Raw genomic sequence first — 16,265 nt, 5'->3', positions numbered from 1 at the left:
AAATAGGTTGCAACAGCCGGAGCATCGCTGATCACCAATCTCAACGCAACCGGTAATAAGCCGTCCGGATACCCGCCATGAAAACCAGAATACCAAAGATCGACCACTGGACTAGGCCACGCGGTCCAAATTGCACCAGTAAAAACAGCACGCCAGTGACAAGGGCCATCGCAAACACTGTGTCGAGCTCGCGATGGCGGCCTCTAAGCAAGCTTAATTCAAAAGAAAATTGCCGTGACTCCAGTTTACTGACCAGCTGGTTCGCGCCCTTATGGAACACCTTGGAGGCTGGCCAAAGACGCGGCAAAAGGGCTGGAACCGTTGCCTCGTAATCGGCGTACCAGGGACCGCACAGCTGCCTGGCCGCCGCTTCTGCACGTTTAAATCGTCCCTTGTAGGCCAAAGGCAGGAGTAAGAGCGTTAACAACATGGCGTAAAAGTTCGTCGTCGCCATAGCCAGGCCCCCAAAAAGTAGTGCGGAACCCAGAATGTGCGGATGCCTTACCCAACGACAGGGCCCCGCACGCAAAGCTAAGGCTGGATAGCCTCCTGCCCACAGGCGCAACGCCTCGCCGAGGACCGCGATACAGCCGCCGACCATGAGTGATTTTGGCGATGGCTCTGCCATACAGAGCCCAAAAAATACTAGAAACGACTCGATAGCACTGCGTGGCGTTACATGCAAAATCTGCCTGAGCCTTTGTAGCCTATCGCTCAATGCGCCCTCCGCCACGCCACGACTGCGGTCACCAATGGTAAGAGCAGCGCTGCTATCATCGTCCAAATGCCTTCATTGGTCGAAGCACTTGCTATCTTGCCGCACCCAATGCCAACCAGTTGCCGGAATTTTTTAGCCTCAGCGTCATTTGGATCGGCATAAAGGTAAATAGCGCCAGAGATGTCGTCGGCACCAAGTTCAACCTGATTGGAGCTGCCACTGTAACCCATGATGGCTTTGTAGTTAGTATGTGCGTGACCAAGTCCTAGGCAGTGCCCAAATTCGTGTGTCAATGTATGTAGCAGGGCGTTGGCATCAATCTCCGATGGTGGCAAAGCGATATCGCAATCGTCAATGATGCCGTCGTTAACGACTGGCCGTGCCACACCACCCTCCGTGGCGCTTTCTAGGGCCTTGACGATAATGCTGTACTTTTTATCGCCTGCATCCTCAACGGCTGCCGTATTGGCATTAACTGTCAGACGCAAAAAACTCCCAGGCACATTGGACCAGGTGGCCGCGGCTTTTTTCAGAATCCGCTCCATGATCTCGGCATCGCTACTACCGCCGTAGCTCCCATCAGCAAATTTTTCTTTTTCGGCTATGGTTGGTGCCTTGCCGTCCCACAGCAATTCGATCGACGGTGCATCGACCGTAGCTGGCAAGGTCGCCGCCTCCTTGCCAAGCAAGACAAAGCCGGTCATGAGTGGCCATGAGGCAACGATAAATATCCCAAGTATTAACTTACGCGCCATGCCGAGGCCTCCTAGAAACTCCAAACCGCACCGATGCGACCTGCACCCGGAGCTGTCCAACCTTTACCGTTCGCGCCAATACTTTGCGTGTATTCAGCGTTGAAGTGTATCCCACTGCCAGTGCCCGAGAGATAACCAAAGGAGCTGTAGGCCCCAAGTCCAAGACCGCTAGCGCTAACCAAAACCCCGGCACCGAGACTGGTGTAGAAATTCCCATCACTGAAACGTTTACCGAATAAAATTCCAGGGACAAGGGACACCGTTAACTCGCTGTTACCGGATGTCACATACTTGATGGCAATATCAGTACCACCTGGAGGAATACCAACAGGATTAGACCCTCCATTACCCGCGTTGCCGGGACCGAACAGAAGACCAATCGACCCTGCTTGCAACGGTGCAGCGAGACTCATAAAAGTGCAGGCGACCACGCAAATTACGGAGGAGATAGCCCTTGGTACCGTCAACTTCAGGCGCCTCATATTGACACCCCAACCGATGCGTACCAGGCTTGTTTCACGCCTGTTACGAGATAAATTGCGGCGCTGCCTGCGAGGAACAGGTGACTTTCCCACCCCAGATTCGCCGTGTAGCGAGATTTTTGCATCAAGTTTAGACGTAGCCCCAACATGCCGCCGATATTAAAATTGTGCTCGCTGATTTTCGGCTGATCCGTGTTGTCCGCTCGTTTGCGCGTTGAGTTGTAGATACCAATGTACTCATCCATTAGGGTGAGCCCAAACTGCATCTCGACGCGGTCGAGTCCTTTGAGCGCATGATGAAAGCCACCGGAAATTAAAACATTGCGCGCCCTCACCGGGCCAAAATCGGCGCCGTATAGCAGCATCTGTCCGTAGTGAGAGCTGCCGATTGCCACGCGCACGAGACCAGCAGGATCGGCATGGTCATCACCGCCGCTAACCCCAGCAACGCCTAGCTCGTACGACTGGGACGGCAAAGCTACTGCGTTCCCGGAAGCCCACGGCAACAACGCAATAATCAGATATGCGCCAAGGGTGCAACGTTTCACCAGCCACGGCTCCTTCGCATTAAGGGCTAGTCGGTTACAGTGCTACCAACTCACCGCATCGCCACTTCACAGGTAACCAGTGCCTACCATTGTATGAGGTATGACTACCGCGCTGCAACCATCTAGGTTTCGCGCCACCTTTTATAAGACCAGGTCCACTGCTCGGGATAAGCGCGGATGGCATCAGTAATGGCATCCGCGAACAGCGCCGTTATCGCCGTCTCATCAGTCTCACCGTGGTCAGCGCCGAGCAAAGTTTTGCTAAGTAGTCGATACTGGCCACAACCCTCGCGTACACAGAAGATCGCTATGACCGGACAACCTGAGCGGATGGTCATCGCTGCGGGCCCGGTCACAAATTCCGTGGGGATGCCTAGAAAGGGCACCCGCGGCCCCTGCCGCCCCTCGGGCTTCTGGTCCATCACAAAACCAAGCGACTCGCCTTTTTTCAAGGCGCCCAGCATGTCACGAACCAAGGTTTTGCGGTCGGTCCACAGCACGTGAACTTGCATGCGCGCCCTTAACTTATCGAGAAATTTAGTGAGAAAACGTCTTTTTGCCGGTTTAGCCAACACGTGTAGAGGCCGCTTAGCAGCTTTTTGCGCATAGTAAGCGCAAAGCTCCCAGCTACCCAAATGAGCGGTTACCATGATGTGCCCACGACCGGCGGCCTCGGCCGCGGCCACTCGCCCTTCAAGCTCATCGAAGCCAATGATCCTCGCGCGACTTGGAAAGCGCACAAGACGCATCGTCTCAAGAGCGATAGTTAGTTGCTCGCGAAAGACCTGACGACTAAACATGCGGGCAAAATGACTCTGCGGAGGCAGACCATAAATCCTGTGAACATTGGACTCAAGACGCTGCCTATCGCGCCGCGCCAGTAGCCGGTACACTGGCGCAAAGAGCGCCGCTAGCCGGTCTAAAAAGATCATAGGCAAAGCAGCCAGCACAAGCCAAAGGGCCGTTAGTATGCCCGCAAGTAAACGATCCAGCCAACGATCCACCCCAAACCACCCCCATCCACGTGTGACTACGGCTCCGCACCGGAGGTGGCTGCGTTAAAGAATTCGGCCGCGCGGTACGAACTCCGTACCAGAGGGCCAGAGACCACGGACAGGAAGCCCATGGCGCGTGCCTTGGCCGCGATCTCATCAAACTCCTCTGGCGGCACCCAACGCTTGATGCTCAGATGCTTCTTGGTCGGACGCATATACTGCCCAATGGTCACAAACTCGACGCCGTATTCACGCATGTCAGCCAGAGTTGCTTCCACCTCAGCGAGAGTTTCGCCTAGGCCGAGCATCAGCGCGCTTTTCGTGTAGACGCGGTAATCTGCCAGCTCACGCACGCGACGCAGCACGCGCAGCGACTGCAAATAGCCTGCACGGGCATCGCGCACCCGCGGAGTCAAGCGCTCCACCGTTTCTAGATTGTGTGCAAACACGTCAGGTTTAGCGGCGAGTAGAGTAGTCAAACAGTGGTCCTGCGCCGCAAAGTCACCGGCTAATATTTCGATCTTGATGTGCGGACTCAGTTCACGGACGCGGTGAATCACGCGCCCCACATGGGCGGCACCACCGTCGGGCAAGTCATCACGATCGACCATCGTGATCACGGCGTATTTTAGCCCCATAGCCTTAGCCGATTCTGCCGTTTGGTCGGGCTCGTGCGGATCTAACCACCCACCTGGGTTACCAGTCTTGACGTTGCAGAAGCGGCAGGCCCTGGTGCATGTATCACCCAGCACCATAAAAGTGGCGGTGCGCTGGCTCCAACACTGGCTGATGTTAGGACATTTGGCCTCTTCACAGACCGTATAAAGCTTGCGCTCACGGAGGTCTTTTTTGATTTGAAAGTAGGTGCCGCCAGTCGGAATGGCTGTCTTCAGCCAAGCAGGCTTACCAACATGCAGAGGTTTATCCTGCGGCGCTGCCGCGGGCCGTAATTCGGTGGCCATTGGGTCTTCTGTGGACATGATCAGTGAACTCACTTCGCGTTGGTAGCATCAGGCTGACCTGGCTGTGATTTATACCCTAATCCGCGAGGGAACAAGCCTTAAGTGTGCGACGCCTTCAAGAGAGTAGTGACGATTATTCAATAATTTTATATAGTTATAATCACTGACACTAGGGCTCAGCGGTCCACCGCACACTTCGGTGGACCTCGTGCCAAAAACCGACTACACCTGGGCGGCCCGTGTACCCTGGAGTAAGCAACACCATGACTAGCCTCAATCAGCCCATCAACCTCCCCGGACGCATGCTCACCGCGTGGCGTGACACTGTTCTGGAGTTTGCCAAGTTGCCACGCGGAACATCGCGAGAGGGCCAGACACCAGAGGCAATTCTTGGTAAGGTGTTGCGCCAAGAGACTGGGACTATCATTGACCTTTGGGAGGCCTTCACCAAGGAACGTCAGGAGGTCAGCCGTGGCATGCTCAGCAGTCAGCAGCTCACCGTAGCCTATCTACTTGGCTTTCATCTCGTTAATGCAGCACGCACACGCTTACTGCTGCGACGCTTGCAAGACCGCACCGATTTTGCCGGATACCTAAAGCACTTTGCGTCCAAGACCGAAGTCACTTGGTACGATTTGGGCTGCGGCACTGGAGCCGTTGCCCATGCGGTCGTTGATTACTTGTTGGGGGCAGGCCTACCGCCTGCGGCACTTAATATCCATCTCTACGACACAAGTTCGAGTTTACTTGCGGCAGCATCACGCTTGCTCGCGCAAGCTGGTTGCGGCGCCAAAGTCAAAACGCACCGCGTAGGTTTGGAGCGCCTAGATGCAGCAATGATCCCGACGGCCAAAAGTCATGCCATTCACGGTATCTCGCTCGGCTACGTATGGAACGAACTCGCCCGCAATGCTCCAGCGCGCGCCCGCATTATGCGTCTGTTGACAGATCAAGCGCAGGGGAACACGTTACTTTTAGTTCTCGAACCCGCCTCACAGACCTTTGCCAGGGCTACCATGGAACTCCGTGACCAGCTCGCGGAACTTGGGTATCAACCGCTATACCCCTGCATCGCGCGGACACCCTGCCCCATGCTGAAGTTGAGTCGTGATTGGTGTTATAGCGAGGGAACGTGGCAACAACCGAAGATCATGCAAACGCTTGATAAATCCATTGGCATCAGCCGCAGTCACTTAAGCGGTACCCTACTTGCCTTTGCCAGCAAGTCCTTAGCCAAGAGCTTAAAGCTCACTATGCCAGAGGCCGTCGTTGTGGGGCGCCCAGAACGCAGCAATTTATCAGTCGCTGTGTCAAAAACGTCTAACGCTAAACGGGCAGCATCAGCGTCGAAGCCAACTAAGGCTAAATTTGATTATCTAATCTGTCGCGGCGACAAGCTTGCTAAAGAGGCGCCCACCCCCAACCAAGAATTCCTTCCGCGCGGCATCGCTTGGAGTGCTTCTGAGAACGTGGGTAGTGACGGAGCTGGTGGAGCCGAGTGAGAGGGCTGTGACTAGGACCGTGAAAACACAACGCCTTAAATGCTCAGACCGCGCCACTCACGTAGCTAAAGAACTCATCGTCAGTGGCGAGGTTGTTGCTGTGCCGACCGAAACTGTTTACGGGTTGGCAGCTGACGCTACCAATGAAGCAGCAGTCGCCAAGATTTATGCTGCCAAGGGCCGCCCATCTTTTAATCCACTCATTGTCCATGTTGGCCGTCACTCTAACTCCTGTGCCAAGTTGCTTAGTCAGCGACTCCTAGATGCACGTACACTGAGCGATGCGGCCACATGCGTGAGTGATCGCCTGATGAAGGCGTTTTGGCCGGGACCTTTAACCTTAGTTTTGCCAAGGGGCGAGGCACTCCCCGCCGTGGTCGCTGGTGGTCTTGCGACAATAGGGTTTCGCATGCCGCGTCACGCCGCATTTCTCGACTTAATAGAGGCCTCCCAAAAACCTCTCGCAGCACCGAGCGCCAATCGCTCAAATCGCATCAGCCCCACGACTGCTGATCATGTCATCGAGGAACTTGGCGGCCTCATCCCCCTCGTGCTTGACGGCGGATCCGCGCCAGTTGGTGTGGAGTCCACTATAGTCGCCGTGAATCACGATGGCACGCTGACCCTGCTACGGCCAGGCGGTCTGCCAGTGGAGCAAATTACAACTGTAGCGCGGGCGCATTTTACGGAATTACAAATTCCGCTGACCGATAAACCCGCAGCCCCCGGCATGCTGAAGCTACACTATGCGCCGTCGAAGCCACTCATTCTCGCGGGCGCAGGGCTGACCTCAGAGCTCGCATACAAAATAGGACGGCTCTCCGGAATAAGCCGGATTGGCATTATGAGTTTTGGAGCACTTCCAATCACTTTAGATGGCTTAGGCTTGGATAAAGATCTTTTCAGCGCCGGAAAAATCATCCAGTTTCCTGCCGACGATCAATTAGTCGCCAGTGGACTTTTCAACGCTCTGCGCGAGTTAGATCATAGTGACGTGCATGTCATCGTTGCAGAGCTACCTTCCCAAAGAGCGGGTGGACTTTGGCCAGCTATTTGTGATCGACTAAGTCGTGGTGGTTCAGCGCACACAGGCGAATTCTGATACAGAAGATTTATCGATTCTTTGCGTGAGCCCGTCGGCTAGGCTGGTCTGCCACGCTTTATACGTCAAATCCTCTGCCAGTTGGCCAAGCACCGGTGACACCGTGGTTGAACTCAATAGCATCGTATCTTTGGGAATCCAGTCGATACTCTCGATAGTGACAGCGCCGTGAGCTGCGGCGGCCATCAATTCCAACTGCGTAGGAAGCCGCCAGTCTGACTTACCATTGTAATCTAGCGCGTCGCAGACAATCATTGCGTTGGCCCAGTCCAGAGGCACCATATATTTCTTTGTCCAAGTTAGGTTAGAAATCTTGTCTAGGTAGGCGCAATTTTGCTGCGTCGCGGAGCAACTACTCGGCGCGAGCGTGGCATCTAACGTCACATCGCGCCAAACCTTGGTGTCGCCTTTTACAACCTCAAGTCCACCACATTCGGCTCCGGCTGGCCAAGGATTGCTATAGAGATACCCTGAACCCATGTAGTTCAGCGCGTGGTCAAGGGTTGAGTATTTGTTTGTTTCGCTTAGCTGAACGCGAGACACCGTCATATTGTTCATTAACGAGGTTGCGGTGACTATTGTGCTACCATCCAGAAGACTAAAAGTGTTGTCGTCTATCCTATTGACCACCAGATCTCTAGTATAAAGCTCATCGCTCGCAGGCCAGTTGAGACCCAAATCATAGTTAAGGCGCACCTTTTGACCGTTATCTAGTCCGTGATTCGCTAGAGTGAAGATCGATGGGTTCCCAGTAGCACTAACAGCGCGTGGCAACTGGGCGCTAAAATTATCCTTAGCCACAGTGTTCCTGCAGTTCAGCGGTAAACGCCCAACCACACCAGCCGTGGTGACACCGTGGCGCAGGTTCCAAGGATCGAGGGCGGCGATTTTGATTGCTGGAAAATCCGCTGTGGATAGACATCCTACCTGGCCATCAACATTACATCCAGACGCTGATCCACCGGACCCGCAATTACGTGTGCCTACCTGCAGAGTCCCGTTACCATCGTAGAACTTGAGACCACCACAAACTAAATCGGGCGTCATGTTAGTCACGGGAAAATCGGACTTACCTCCGTCCGACATGATAGTGACACGCTGGTTCACACCGTCCTGAGTCAGGTTTATGGTTACCAGACCGACAGTCTGGTTCGTCGGAATTTTGACATTTAGTTGGCTTGCACTCTCAGTCACAAACGCAGCATCCTGGTCGCCGGCACTGGACGTCAGTTTTACTCGCAGACCACTGCGAAAATTTTCGCCCTTCAAGACGAGATTGTCGCCGGGCTGCACGATGATCTTATTCACGTCTGTGATCTTAAGGGCTGGTGCTGGGCAATCTGGCCCAAAGGGCCCAGTCGGCAGGCAAGACACCTGCCCCGTAGCGGCGGCCGGCGCGTTGTTGGCGACGCTGGCCTTCACGCCGCCCTTGCACCCGAGGGCATAAGCGCTCAGCAAGATCGCTAATTTGTGAGACCGGCTGCCCATTTACACGACTCCGATACCAGGATAGCGGTGACTCACCAGAACTACCTCTAGACCTATCGACCGGGCATGAAAAACCTTGAGAATATTAAATAAAAATTAATAATTTAAATTATTTGCATCTACCCTTCGCGGCGCCTAAAAGACGACTTTAGACCCAACGACTATAGGGTTACGGTCATTCGGCAGGCCCTGAATTTTAAACTCACCTACTGCACCTTTAGCGGAAATCAGCTTGAGTTCGGTAATCACACTCTTCACGTCAGCCTCGATCGTAAAGCGCCCAGCACTTTGGTCTAGGACACGCCCTACTGGTGAACGCTCGATATCACCGGAAATCCCCACCACAGTCACAACATTACCGTTCACATGAGTCACTACAGCGTCGTAACCTAAAGCATGCAAAAGCCAACGGAGCAATATCCGCGGCTCTGAGGCGAAACCATAAGGTCCAGCTGCACTCACAATCACGCGCGGTATGCCATTTACCAGGGTGTAAATGCGCCATGGCTTACCATCATGCGTACCAACGACAATGATATCTGGACTCAGAAGATTAAAAATGGTTTGAAGCCGGACTTCGTCCGCACCATCTGGCCATGGCAGGTTGTTCACTAAGATCGACGCTTTGACATCCAGGGGCTCAATCACGGTGACAAAGCTCAGTTTATTGAAAACCGCGGTATCAAGCTCAGTAAATAGAGGAAAGCGCGCAGCGCTAAGCTCAGCGATAAAAACCACGCGGTGAGGCAGGGCGCCGCCTTTTTGCTTTAATATTGATTTAATTTGTGCCAAAGGATCTGAACCGCCGGACGGCGCAGCGGCGTACGTTGGGTGCGCAAGCAAAAATAAAAATAGCAGGTATTTACCAAGTAAGCGCAAGACCACCCCCTACAATGGCTATTTGCAGATTGAGTGCGTCGATAGCAACTTCGCCCGAGTCGCCAGCGATTTTTTTGCGTAAACTGAGATTTTCATAAAGACCAAACAACAAAAACGTCAAATTTGTGGATTTACCCAGAGGGTTCACGGATACGCCCTTGATCCAGAGATCAGCGCCAGCTCTCAAATCGTCGACGCGGGTCGATAAGGTACGGAGCAACGGATTAGAACCGACATCATCTGCTAACCAAAGGCGCAGCATAAGTGGACCGATGTCCTTTTCTAGGCCGATTTCTAAGCCCGCACTCAATGCACCTGTGGTTTTAAACTGAACCGTTTGAATCAAACCGCTCTGATTTTTAACATTATAGTCTAGTAATATGCTCCATCGTCCCAGTTTGGGTACAAAATCCATGCGGTCGAAAGGACCGCCCAAAGTCAACCCAAACGACCAACCCAAAACTGCGCGACTAGCTCCAAATTTCACCGCGTCTAGTTGTGCAGTATCAGAAACCTCTGGCCAAAGATCGTAGTAGAGTCGGAGGCCGTTAATCGGAGATCCGCGCAGCTCTGCTAGAACGGAAAGCTGGCCGACCCGATTGACTAACTGACCGGTAGTGATCGAGCGCCCATAGCGCATGCCCAAAAAACCTCCAGCAAACTGCGCCTTCACGCTGCTGGAAACTACAGCGGCTAGACTTTTAGCTAGCATTTGATCATGGGTCGATTGGATCACTTCTTCATGCATAATTTCATGCATGTTGCGGCCCGAAGCATCATGGAACCAAAGCGGGCCCACACCATTCGGTATCGGTCGATCTAGCATCCAACTGATTTGTTTGTCCGTCGGCGAATCAGTACGCTTAGCAGAACTAACGACATGAACGCGCCACAATTTTGCCGGAGCATCATAGTCCAGAGTGTAGATAAGCAGCTCTACCGGAGGTGGTAGCAAATTCTCATAGGTACTCTGATTTTTAATCGTGATTTGTGACTTATCGCCTTTATTGACGACTTTGCCCAAGCGAGAAATCGCTGGCAATTGCTCTAACAGCTCCAGGCTAAGGCACGAGGTAAATTTTGGCTTTGCCATGATTTCAAGGGGCTTATCGGCAGGTTTAAATCCGGTAGTAGCGACTGGTTTCGCTATTTCCGCAAAGTAGAGTTCTAGCTTAATACGTTCGGCAGTCGCCGTTACGATTAAAGTCCAGTCCTTGAATGCAGATGGTGCTGCTTTGACCACCTGACAATCATAAGATGTCATAATACCGAAGCCCCAAGGACCAGTTCTCTGGCTCAGAGACTTACCCAAGGTCTTGCATGCACGCCCCCAAACCTTGCTACCACCTAAGCGATCCATCTGGACATCATCGGCAACAAGGATCACATGCAGCGCGCTTGATATCGCTCCAAATGCCTTGCCTGAGATTAGGCCGGCAACAGCGATCAAAATATAAAGGAAATTTTTTGTCCCTCGGTACATGGACCCACTGCATGCCAGATTAACTAACCTGCATACAATGTTACCATATGCGGTGCTTAAACCTGACTAGCGTCAAACAGCAGCCCCGAGGCATTGATGAAATTGATAAACCTGGGCGGCATGGACGCATTCACGAGGACTGGCTTGCTGCCGGCAGTCGGCGCGAACTGCAAACTATAGGCATGGAGAAAATGGTGGAGAGAACTCAACTCCGCCAACTGGGCAGGTAGGGGGCGCTTACTGGGGCCACTGTAGCGTTTATCCCCAATGATAGGCAGACCGTTTAGCTGCAGATGTACCCTGATTTGATGGCTACGCCCTGTCTCTGGGTGGCAAGCAACGAGGCTTATACCTAGTTCCTTATTTTCACTGAGCACCCGAAAGTGCGTCACTGCCGTCCGTCCACCGGCGCGGACCACTTTGACATCCCCGGACCGTTTATCAATCTCGGTTAGGAAAGCACGCTCCGTAAAAGACTTGGACTTGGCCACCCCGTAACATAAGGCCAGGTAAGTTTTGCGCACAGCGCGTTCCCTGAACTGATCGGTGAGCCATGTAGCCCTGGCAGCGCTAGTCGCGACCAAGATGACGCCAGAGGTTTCCTTATCTAAGCGATGCACTAATGTGAACGGGGTCTTGGGGCGCCCTAACGATTTAAAGAGCGCCTCCAAGCTTGGCACCACGTGCATCACCGACTGATCTTTGGTCGCCTGAGACGGTAGGCCTGGGGGTTTGTTTATGGCAACAACCCCGTGAGCCTCGTAAAGCAGCGCCTCAGCTGCCAGTTGGGGCTCTGCTGCACGTATCGTCTTTAGGGATGATTCGCTGTACTCCACACGAATCTTATCGCCGCGACAAACCTGCCGCGACGCTATGCGCACTCGCTTGCGGTTGACGTACACACCACCAACGTCAATCACCTGCCGGATCTTACGCCGCGACAAGCCAAGCTCAGCGGCTACTAAGTATACGTCAAGGCGCATGCCGCTTTGGGCAGCGCCTACCGTCAGGTCATAAGTCTTCATCTACTTGTTTGCACCGATACAATTGAGCTCACGGAACGCTTGTTCAAGCCGTTTCGAAAACTCTTGTTCACCAGACCGCAGCCACACGCGTGGATCGTAATATTTTTTGTTGGGCCGATCATCGCCCTCGGGATTGCCGATTTGCGCCTGCAGGTAGTCTTTCTTCTCACGGTAGTACTTGTGCACTCCGTCCCAGAAAGCCCATTGCAAATCGGTATCCAAGTTCATTTTAATGACACCGTAAGAGATTGCTTCACGAATCTCTGCCGCAGTCGATCCTGATCCACCGTGGAATACAAAATCAACCGGCTTGGGTCCAGTCCCTTTCTCTTTCGAGACGTAGTCCTGGGAATTCTTCAAAATGACCGGCCGCAGCTGGACATTGCCCGGCTTATAAACACCGTGCACGTTGCCAAAAGATGCCGCCACCGTGAAATGGTTCGATACCTTGGATAGTTCATCGTAAGCAAAACAGACGTCCTGTGGTTGCGTATACAGCCGCGAACTGTCGATTCCCGTGTTGTCGACACCGTCCTCTTCACCACCAGTAACACCTAGCTCGATCTCGATCGAGGTCCCGATCTTTTTCATCCGTTTTAGATAGGTCGCACAGGTCTCAATGTTTTCACTCAGAGACTCTTCCGACAGGTCCAACATGTGCGAGCTGAAAAGAGGCTTGCCGTGAAGTTTGTGAAACTTCTCACCTGCATCGAGTAGTCCGTCAATCCACGGCAGTAACTTGCGTGCAGCGTGATCCGTATGAAGTACAACAGTCACTCCGTAAAGTTCAGCCAGATGGTGCACATGCTCGGCTGCAGATACTGCACCGACGATAGTTGCCCGCTGATGATCATTGTTTAGTGCCTTGCCGGCGTAAAATTGCGCTCCGCCGTGCGACACTTGAACCACCACAGGTGATTGCACTCTAGCCGCCGTCTCCAAGACGGCATTGATCGTACTTGTGCTTGTGACGTTGGCCGCGGGCAGAGCAAACTGCCGCGCCTTCGCTTCCGCATAAAGAGCTTTAAGGTCCTCGCCGAAGATCACACCAGCTTTGAACTTAGCCATGGATAAACCACCTCAGCTAACGAAATCGTGAATAAAAAACAGCCTATTACGTGGCAACGGCAGATTATTGCAGGAGCCACCAATCGCCAATCCTTTTTACACGCAAACTAAGATTTGCACAGACTGGCGATTCGTAGATAATCAATAACTTAACGTAATTATTGAATTATTCAAAAACACCGGTCTGGCACTCAGCTTGCAAAATGGTTCCCGCATACGACCTCAGAGGGCACTCGTTGTTGCCCCTCCCCGATGTAGGAGACGCCTAATCATGATGAACGCTAAGCTGACACACACGCTGAGAACCTTCGTCCTAGGTGGTGCCGTCGGAGTCGCGGGGGCCTTCGTCTCTAGCTGTCGCCCCTCACCCGTAAGCAAGATTCAGAGCACCGGCGGGGCTCAACAGTCCAGCTCCGAAGTGGTCAATGGATTTCTCGTGGCGCCGAGTACGGCCGCCAAGAGTGCTGCCGCGACGCTGCGCAGTCAAAATCATCCCGACACCAAACTCATGGAACTAGTTGCCAATAACACGGTTGGCGTTTGGTATGGTGCTTGGAGTGGCGACATCGGATCCGCCGTGAGAGCCCACGCGAACAAAGCGCTTTCGTTTAACGCCGCTGCCGTCATGGTTCCTTACAATATCCCTTATCGTGACTGCGGCAGTCATTCGGCAGGTGGAATTCCGGCGGGTCAGTACCGCACATGGATTTCTCAATTCGCAGCCGCTGTTGGCCAGGCCAAGGCCTATATCGTGCTAGAGCCAGATGCGCTTGCATTGACAGATTGTTTGAACGCGCAAGCGCTAGCCGAGCGCTACGACCTCCTGCGATTTGCTATCACTCAGTTCAAGGAGAAAGCTCCCAACGCCAAAGTATATGTCGACGTAGGTCATCCTGCTTGGTTAGCGCCGGACATCGCTGCGGAGCGCTTGAAGCAGGTAGGAATTGAAATGGCGGCCGGCTTTGCCCTGAATACGAGCAATTACTTCGACAACAAACGCGTCGTGGACTACGGAAGTAAAATTCGCGCTCTGGTCAAAAAGAATTTTGTTATCGATTCCAGTCGTAACGGTCGCGGTGCGGCTGGTGATAATGATTGGTGCAACCCGTCCGGCCGGGGTCTCGGTACGATACCAACCTCCCGCACTAACATCACCGGTGTCGATGCCTACCTGTGGATCAAAACACCTGGCGAATCCGACGGCAACTGTGGAGGTGGACCAGGTGCGGGCCAGTTCTGGCAGGCGCGCGCTCTTGAACTCGCACGTAATGCAAATCTGCAGGTGACAGCCCCAAGCGCGGCACAGAAAGCTGACGACGTTGTGGTAGTCACGCCTGAAGTTCCAGGAACGACAACGATACCTAATGCTCCCGCTCCGATACCCACGCCGATACCGACGCCATTGCCAAGGCCGTCGTCAGCGCCGAGGACGGCACCGGCACCATTGCCTAATCCGATTCCTGCTTCCACTCCTGCCCCAGCGAACCGCGACAGTGGTATCACGGCATCCATCAATATCAAATCGCAGTGGCAAAGCGGATACTGCGCTGATGTCATCGTCACTAACAATGGCTCCAGCAACTTGACCTCGTGGACGCTAACCCTAGATTTAAATGGGACGAAATTGGCCCAGCAATGGAACGTTAACGTCTCGTCCGGCGGGGACAGCGTCACCTTCCAACCAATTGCTGAGTGGAACGCTAAGATCGCCCCGGGAGCGAGCGCTAATCAGCAAGGATTTTGTGTCGACACACCAAATGGCAACAATGCGCGGGCCACAGTGAGGTCGGTCATCTGAATGGGACCGCGCATGATTTATCGTACTTCATTGTTTAGTCTTTGATTGCTCGAATACACCAAATGCCGTCGCTAGCATGGCGCTCATATCGCTGACCGATGCTGGGACGATCATGGAATTAGTGGTCCTAGCAAGCTCGCCGAAATTATTAACCCAATTCTCCGCAACACGCAGCCGCGCGGCCTCACGGCCACCGTCAGCTGCGAGAGCGCTGGCCACTTGCCTAAGACCATTTGCGGTCGCTGTTGCAATCGCCAAGATAGCAGAAGCCTCACCTTCAGCCTCGTTGATTTGCTTCTGACGTTGGGCCTCAGAGGCTTTGATGGTTTCCTGCTTCACACCGTCCGCCCGGTTAATCTTCGAATCACGATCACCCTCGGACTCGAGAATCTTTGCGCGTTTTTCACGCTCAGCGCGCATCTGCTTTTCCATCGCCTCGATCACGTCTTTGGGTGGCGTAATCGACTTGATCTCATAACGCAGTACTTTTACCCCCCAAGATTCGGTCGCCTTATCGAGAGCCAATACAACCTGACCGTTAATCGACTCACGCTCTTCAAATGTCCGGTCAAGATCTAATTTACCAAATTCAGAGCGTAACGTTGTCTGAGCTAACTGGCTGACGGCCCACTGATAGTTCGACACCCCATAGGATGCGCGCGAAGCGTCCATCACACGCATAAAGAGTACGCCATCAACGTGAATCTGTACGTTATCACGCGTAATACAAAGCTGCTCAGGAACATCCAGGACTAGCTCTTTGAGTGAATGTTTATAACTAACGCGATCAATGAAGGGCAAAATGATGTGTAACCCTGCAGTCAATGTACGATCGTACTTACCCAAGCGCTCGACGACATAAGCGCTCTGCTGCGGCACGATCCTGACGATGTAAAACACCAGTACAAACGCCAGCACGACGAAAATTGTACCAACCATCATGTCCATAACTCCCACCTCATCTGCGGTTCACGAGTGTAACGGCCTAATAACAAGTCGAATACCATCGACCCTAGTGATAGTGACACGATCCCCAACCTGGAGCGCAAGATCGGAATCATTAAATACCGACCAAGGAGCACCCTGGTACTCACAAGTAGCCTCAGCCCGCGGGCCAACGGCCGCAGTCAAAAGCATCTCTTTACCAGTATCGATACTTATATTTTTCGATCTGTTGAGCAGAGCGCGCACGCGACTCCGGAATAAAGGCACCGAAACGCCACCCATGACCGCGAAGACCACCATCTCCCAAATGACGTCGGCTAGGCCAAATTGCCAGCAAATCACGGAGACAAAAAGCGCACTAATCCCGAAGAAGATGAAGCCAAAACTCGTTGTGAGGACTTCCATGGCGAGTAGCGCCACACCCAGCCCTAGCCACCATAATGCATGATTCGCCGTGAATTCCATCGCCACCTTCCCTGAGTACTTACGTACGCCACACGTGGTGTTCGGCAAAG

General features: G+C 53.3%; 16 protein-coding genes. 3 read left to right on the top strand and 13 right to left on the bottom strand.

The features are described 5' to 3' along the window. Positions 1-40 precede the first annotated feature (40 nt). The 6 genes from FJ146_13835 to lipA all read right to left on the bottom strand — a co-directional run bounded on the left by FJ146_13835 (position 41) and on the right by lipA (position 4,478). Complete coding sequence (locus tag FJ146_13835) at positions 41-718, bottom strand: hypothetical protein (GenBank protein ID MBM4253049.1); 678 nt, start codon at positions 716-718, stop codon at positions 41-43. Further along, positions 715-1,473: a matrixin family metalloprotease gene (locus FJ146_13830; protein ID MBM4253048.1), complete on the bottom strand. Its 759-nt coding sequence runs from the start codon at positions 1,471-1,473 to the stop codon at positions 715-717. Before FJ146_13830 ends, FJ146_13835 begins: the two co-directional genes overlap by 4 nt. Positions 1,474-1,484: 11 nt before the next feature. Beyond that, on the bottom strand, positions 1,485-1,955 hold the full coding sequence (locus tag FJ146_13825) for a hypothetical protein (protein MBM4253047.1): 471 nt from the start codon (positions 1,953-1,955) through the stop codon (positions 1,485-1,487). Further along, complete coding sequence (locus FJ146_13820) at positions 1,952-2,503, bottom strand: hypothetical protein (protein MBM4253046.1); 552 nt, start codon at positions 2,501-2,503, stop codon at positions 1,952-1,954. Before FJ146_13820 ends, FJ146_13825 begins: the two co-directional genes overlap by 4 nt. A 122-nt stretch (positions 2,504-2,625) precedes the next feature. Next, positions 2,626-3,507: a lysophospholipid acyltransferase family protein gene (locus FJ146_13815; protein MBM4253045.1), complete on the bottom strand. Its 882-nt coding sequence runs from the start codon at positions 3,505-3,507 to the stop codon at positions 2,626-2,628. A 26-nt stretch (positions 3,508-3,533) separates the two neighbouring features. Next, on the bottom strand, positions 3,534-4,478 hold the full coding sequence (lipA, locus tag FJ146_13810; protein MBM4253044.1) for a lipoyl synthase: 945 nt from the start codon (positions 4,476-4,478) through the stop codon (positions 3,534-3,536). 245 nt (positions 4,479-4,723) lie between these two features. Between lipA and FJ146_13805 the strand changes: the two genes are divergently transcribed. Both FJ146_13805 and FJ146_13800 read left to right on the top strand, forming a co-directional pair. Continuing rightward, entirely contained in the window at positions 4,724-5,962 is a 1,239-nt protein-coding gene (locus tag FJ146_13805) for a hypothetical protein (GenBank protein MBM4253043.1), read from the top strand. After that, positions 5,859-7,064 (top strand): threonylcarbamoyl-AMP synthase, encoded by a 1,206-nt coding sequence (locus tag FJ146_13800; GenBank protein ID MBM4253042.1) that lies wholly within the window; start codon positions 5,859-5,861, stop codon positions 7,062-7,064. Before FJ146_13805 ends, FJ146_13800 begins: the two co-directional genes overlap by 104 nt. Here the strand turns inward: FJ146_13800 and FJ146_13795 are convergent. From FJ146_13795 to fbaA, 5 genes are all read right to left on the bottom strand, one after another. Next, positions 7,041-8,552, bottom strand: a complete 1,512-nt coding sequence (locus tag FJ146_13795) for a DUF1566 domain-containing protein (GenBank protein MBM4253041.1) — start codon at positions 8,550-8,552, stop codon at positions 7,041-7,043. The genes FJ146_13800 and FJ146_13795 overlap by 24 nt on opposite strands. A gap of 135 nt (positions 8,553-8,687) precedes the next feature. Further along, positions 8,688-9,431, bottom strand: a complete 744-nt coding sequence (locus FJ146_13790; protein ID MBM4253040.1) for a hypothetical protein — start codon at positions 9,429-9,431, stop codon at positions 8,688-8,690. Further along, positions 9,415-10,914: a hypothetical protein gene (locus FJ146_13785; protein MBM4253039.1), complete on the bottom strand. Its 1,500-nt coding sequence runs from the start codon at positions 10,912-10,914 to the stop codon at positions 9,415-9,417. The genes FJ146_13790 and FJ146_13785 overlap by 17 nt, the downstream gene beginning before the upstream one ends. A 56-nt stretch (positions 10,915-10,970) precedes the next feature. Further along, entirely contained in the window at positions 10,971-11,939 is a 969-nt protein-coding gene (locus FJ146_13780; protein MBM4253038.1) for an RluA family pseudouridine synthase, read from the bottom strand. Then, positions 11,940-13,007 carry a class II fructose-bisphosphate aldolase gene (fbaA, locus tag FJ146_13775; GenBank protein MBM4253037.1) on the bottom strand — a complete coding sequence of 356 codons (1,068 nt, stop codon included), beginning with the start codon at positions 13,005-13,007 and terminating at the stop codon, positions 11,940-11,942. 271 nt (positions 13,008-13,278) lie between these two features. Between fbaA and FJ146_13770 the strand changes: the two genes are divergently transcribed. Continuing rightward, positions 13,279-14,805: a hypothetical protein gene (locus tag FJ146_13770; GenBank protein ID MBM4253036.1), complete on the top strand. Its 1,527-nt coding sequence runs from the start codon at positions 13,279-13,281 to the stop codon at positions 14,803-14,805. A gap of 27 nt (positions 14,806-14,832) precedes the next feature. On the opposite strand, the gene FJ146_13765 is transcribed toward FJ146_13770, so the two are convergent. Next, positions 14,833-15,744 (bottom strand): paraslipin, encoded by a 912-nt coding sequence (locus tag FJ146_13765; protein MBM4253035.1) that lies wholly within the window; start codon positions 15,742-15,744, stop codon positions 14,833-14,835. Between the two features lie 30 nt (positions 15,745-15,774). Next, complete coding sequence (locus FJ146_13760) at positions 15,775-16,215, bottom strand: NfeD family protein (protein ID MBM4253034.1); 441 nt, start codon at positions 16,213-16,215, stop codon at positions 15,775-15,777. Positions 16,216-16,265: the final 50 nt, after the last annotated feature.

This window comes from Deltaproteobacteria bacterium (assembly GCA_016874735.1).
In the GTDB taxonomy this organism is placed as follows: domain Bacteria; phylum Bdellovibrionota_B; class Oligoflexia; order Oligoflexales; family CAIYRB01; genus CAIYRB01.
This window is presented reverse-complemented; position numbering and strand designations above follow the sequence as displayed.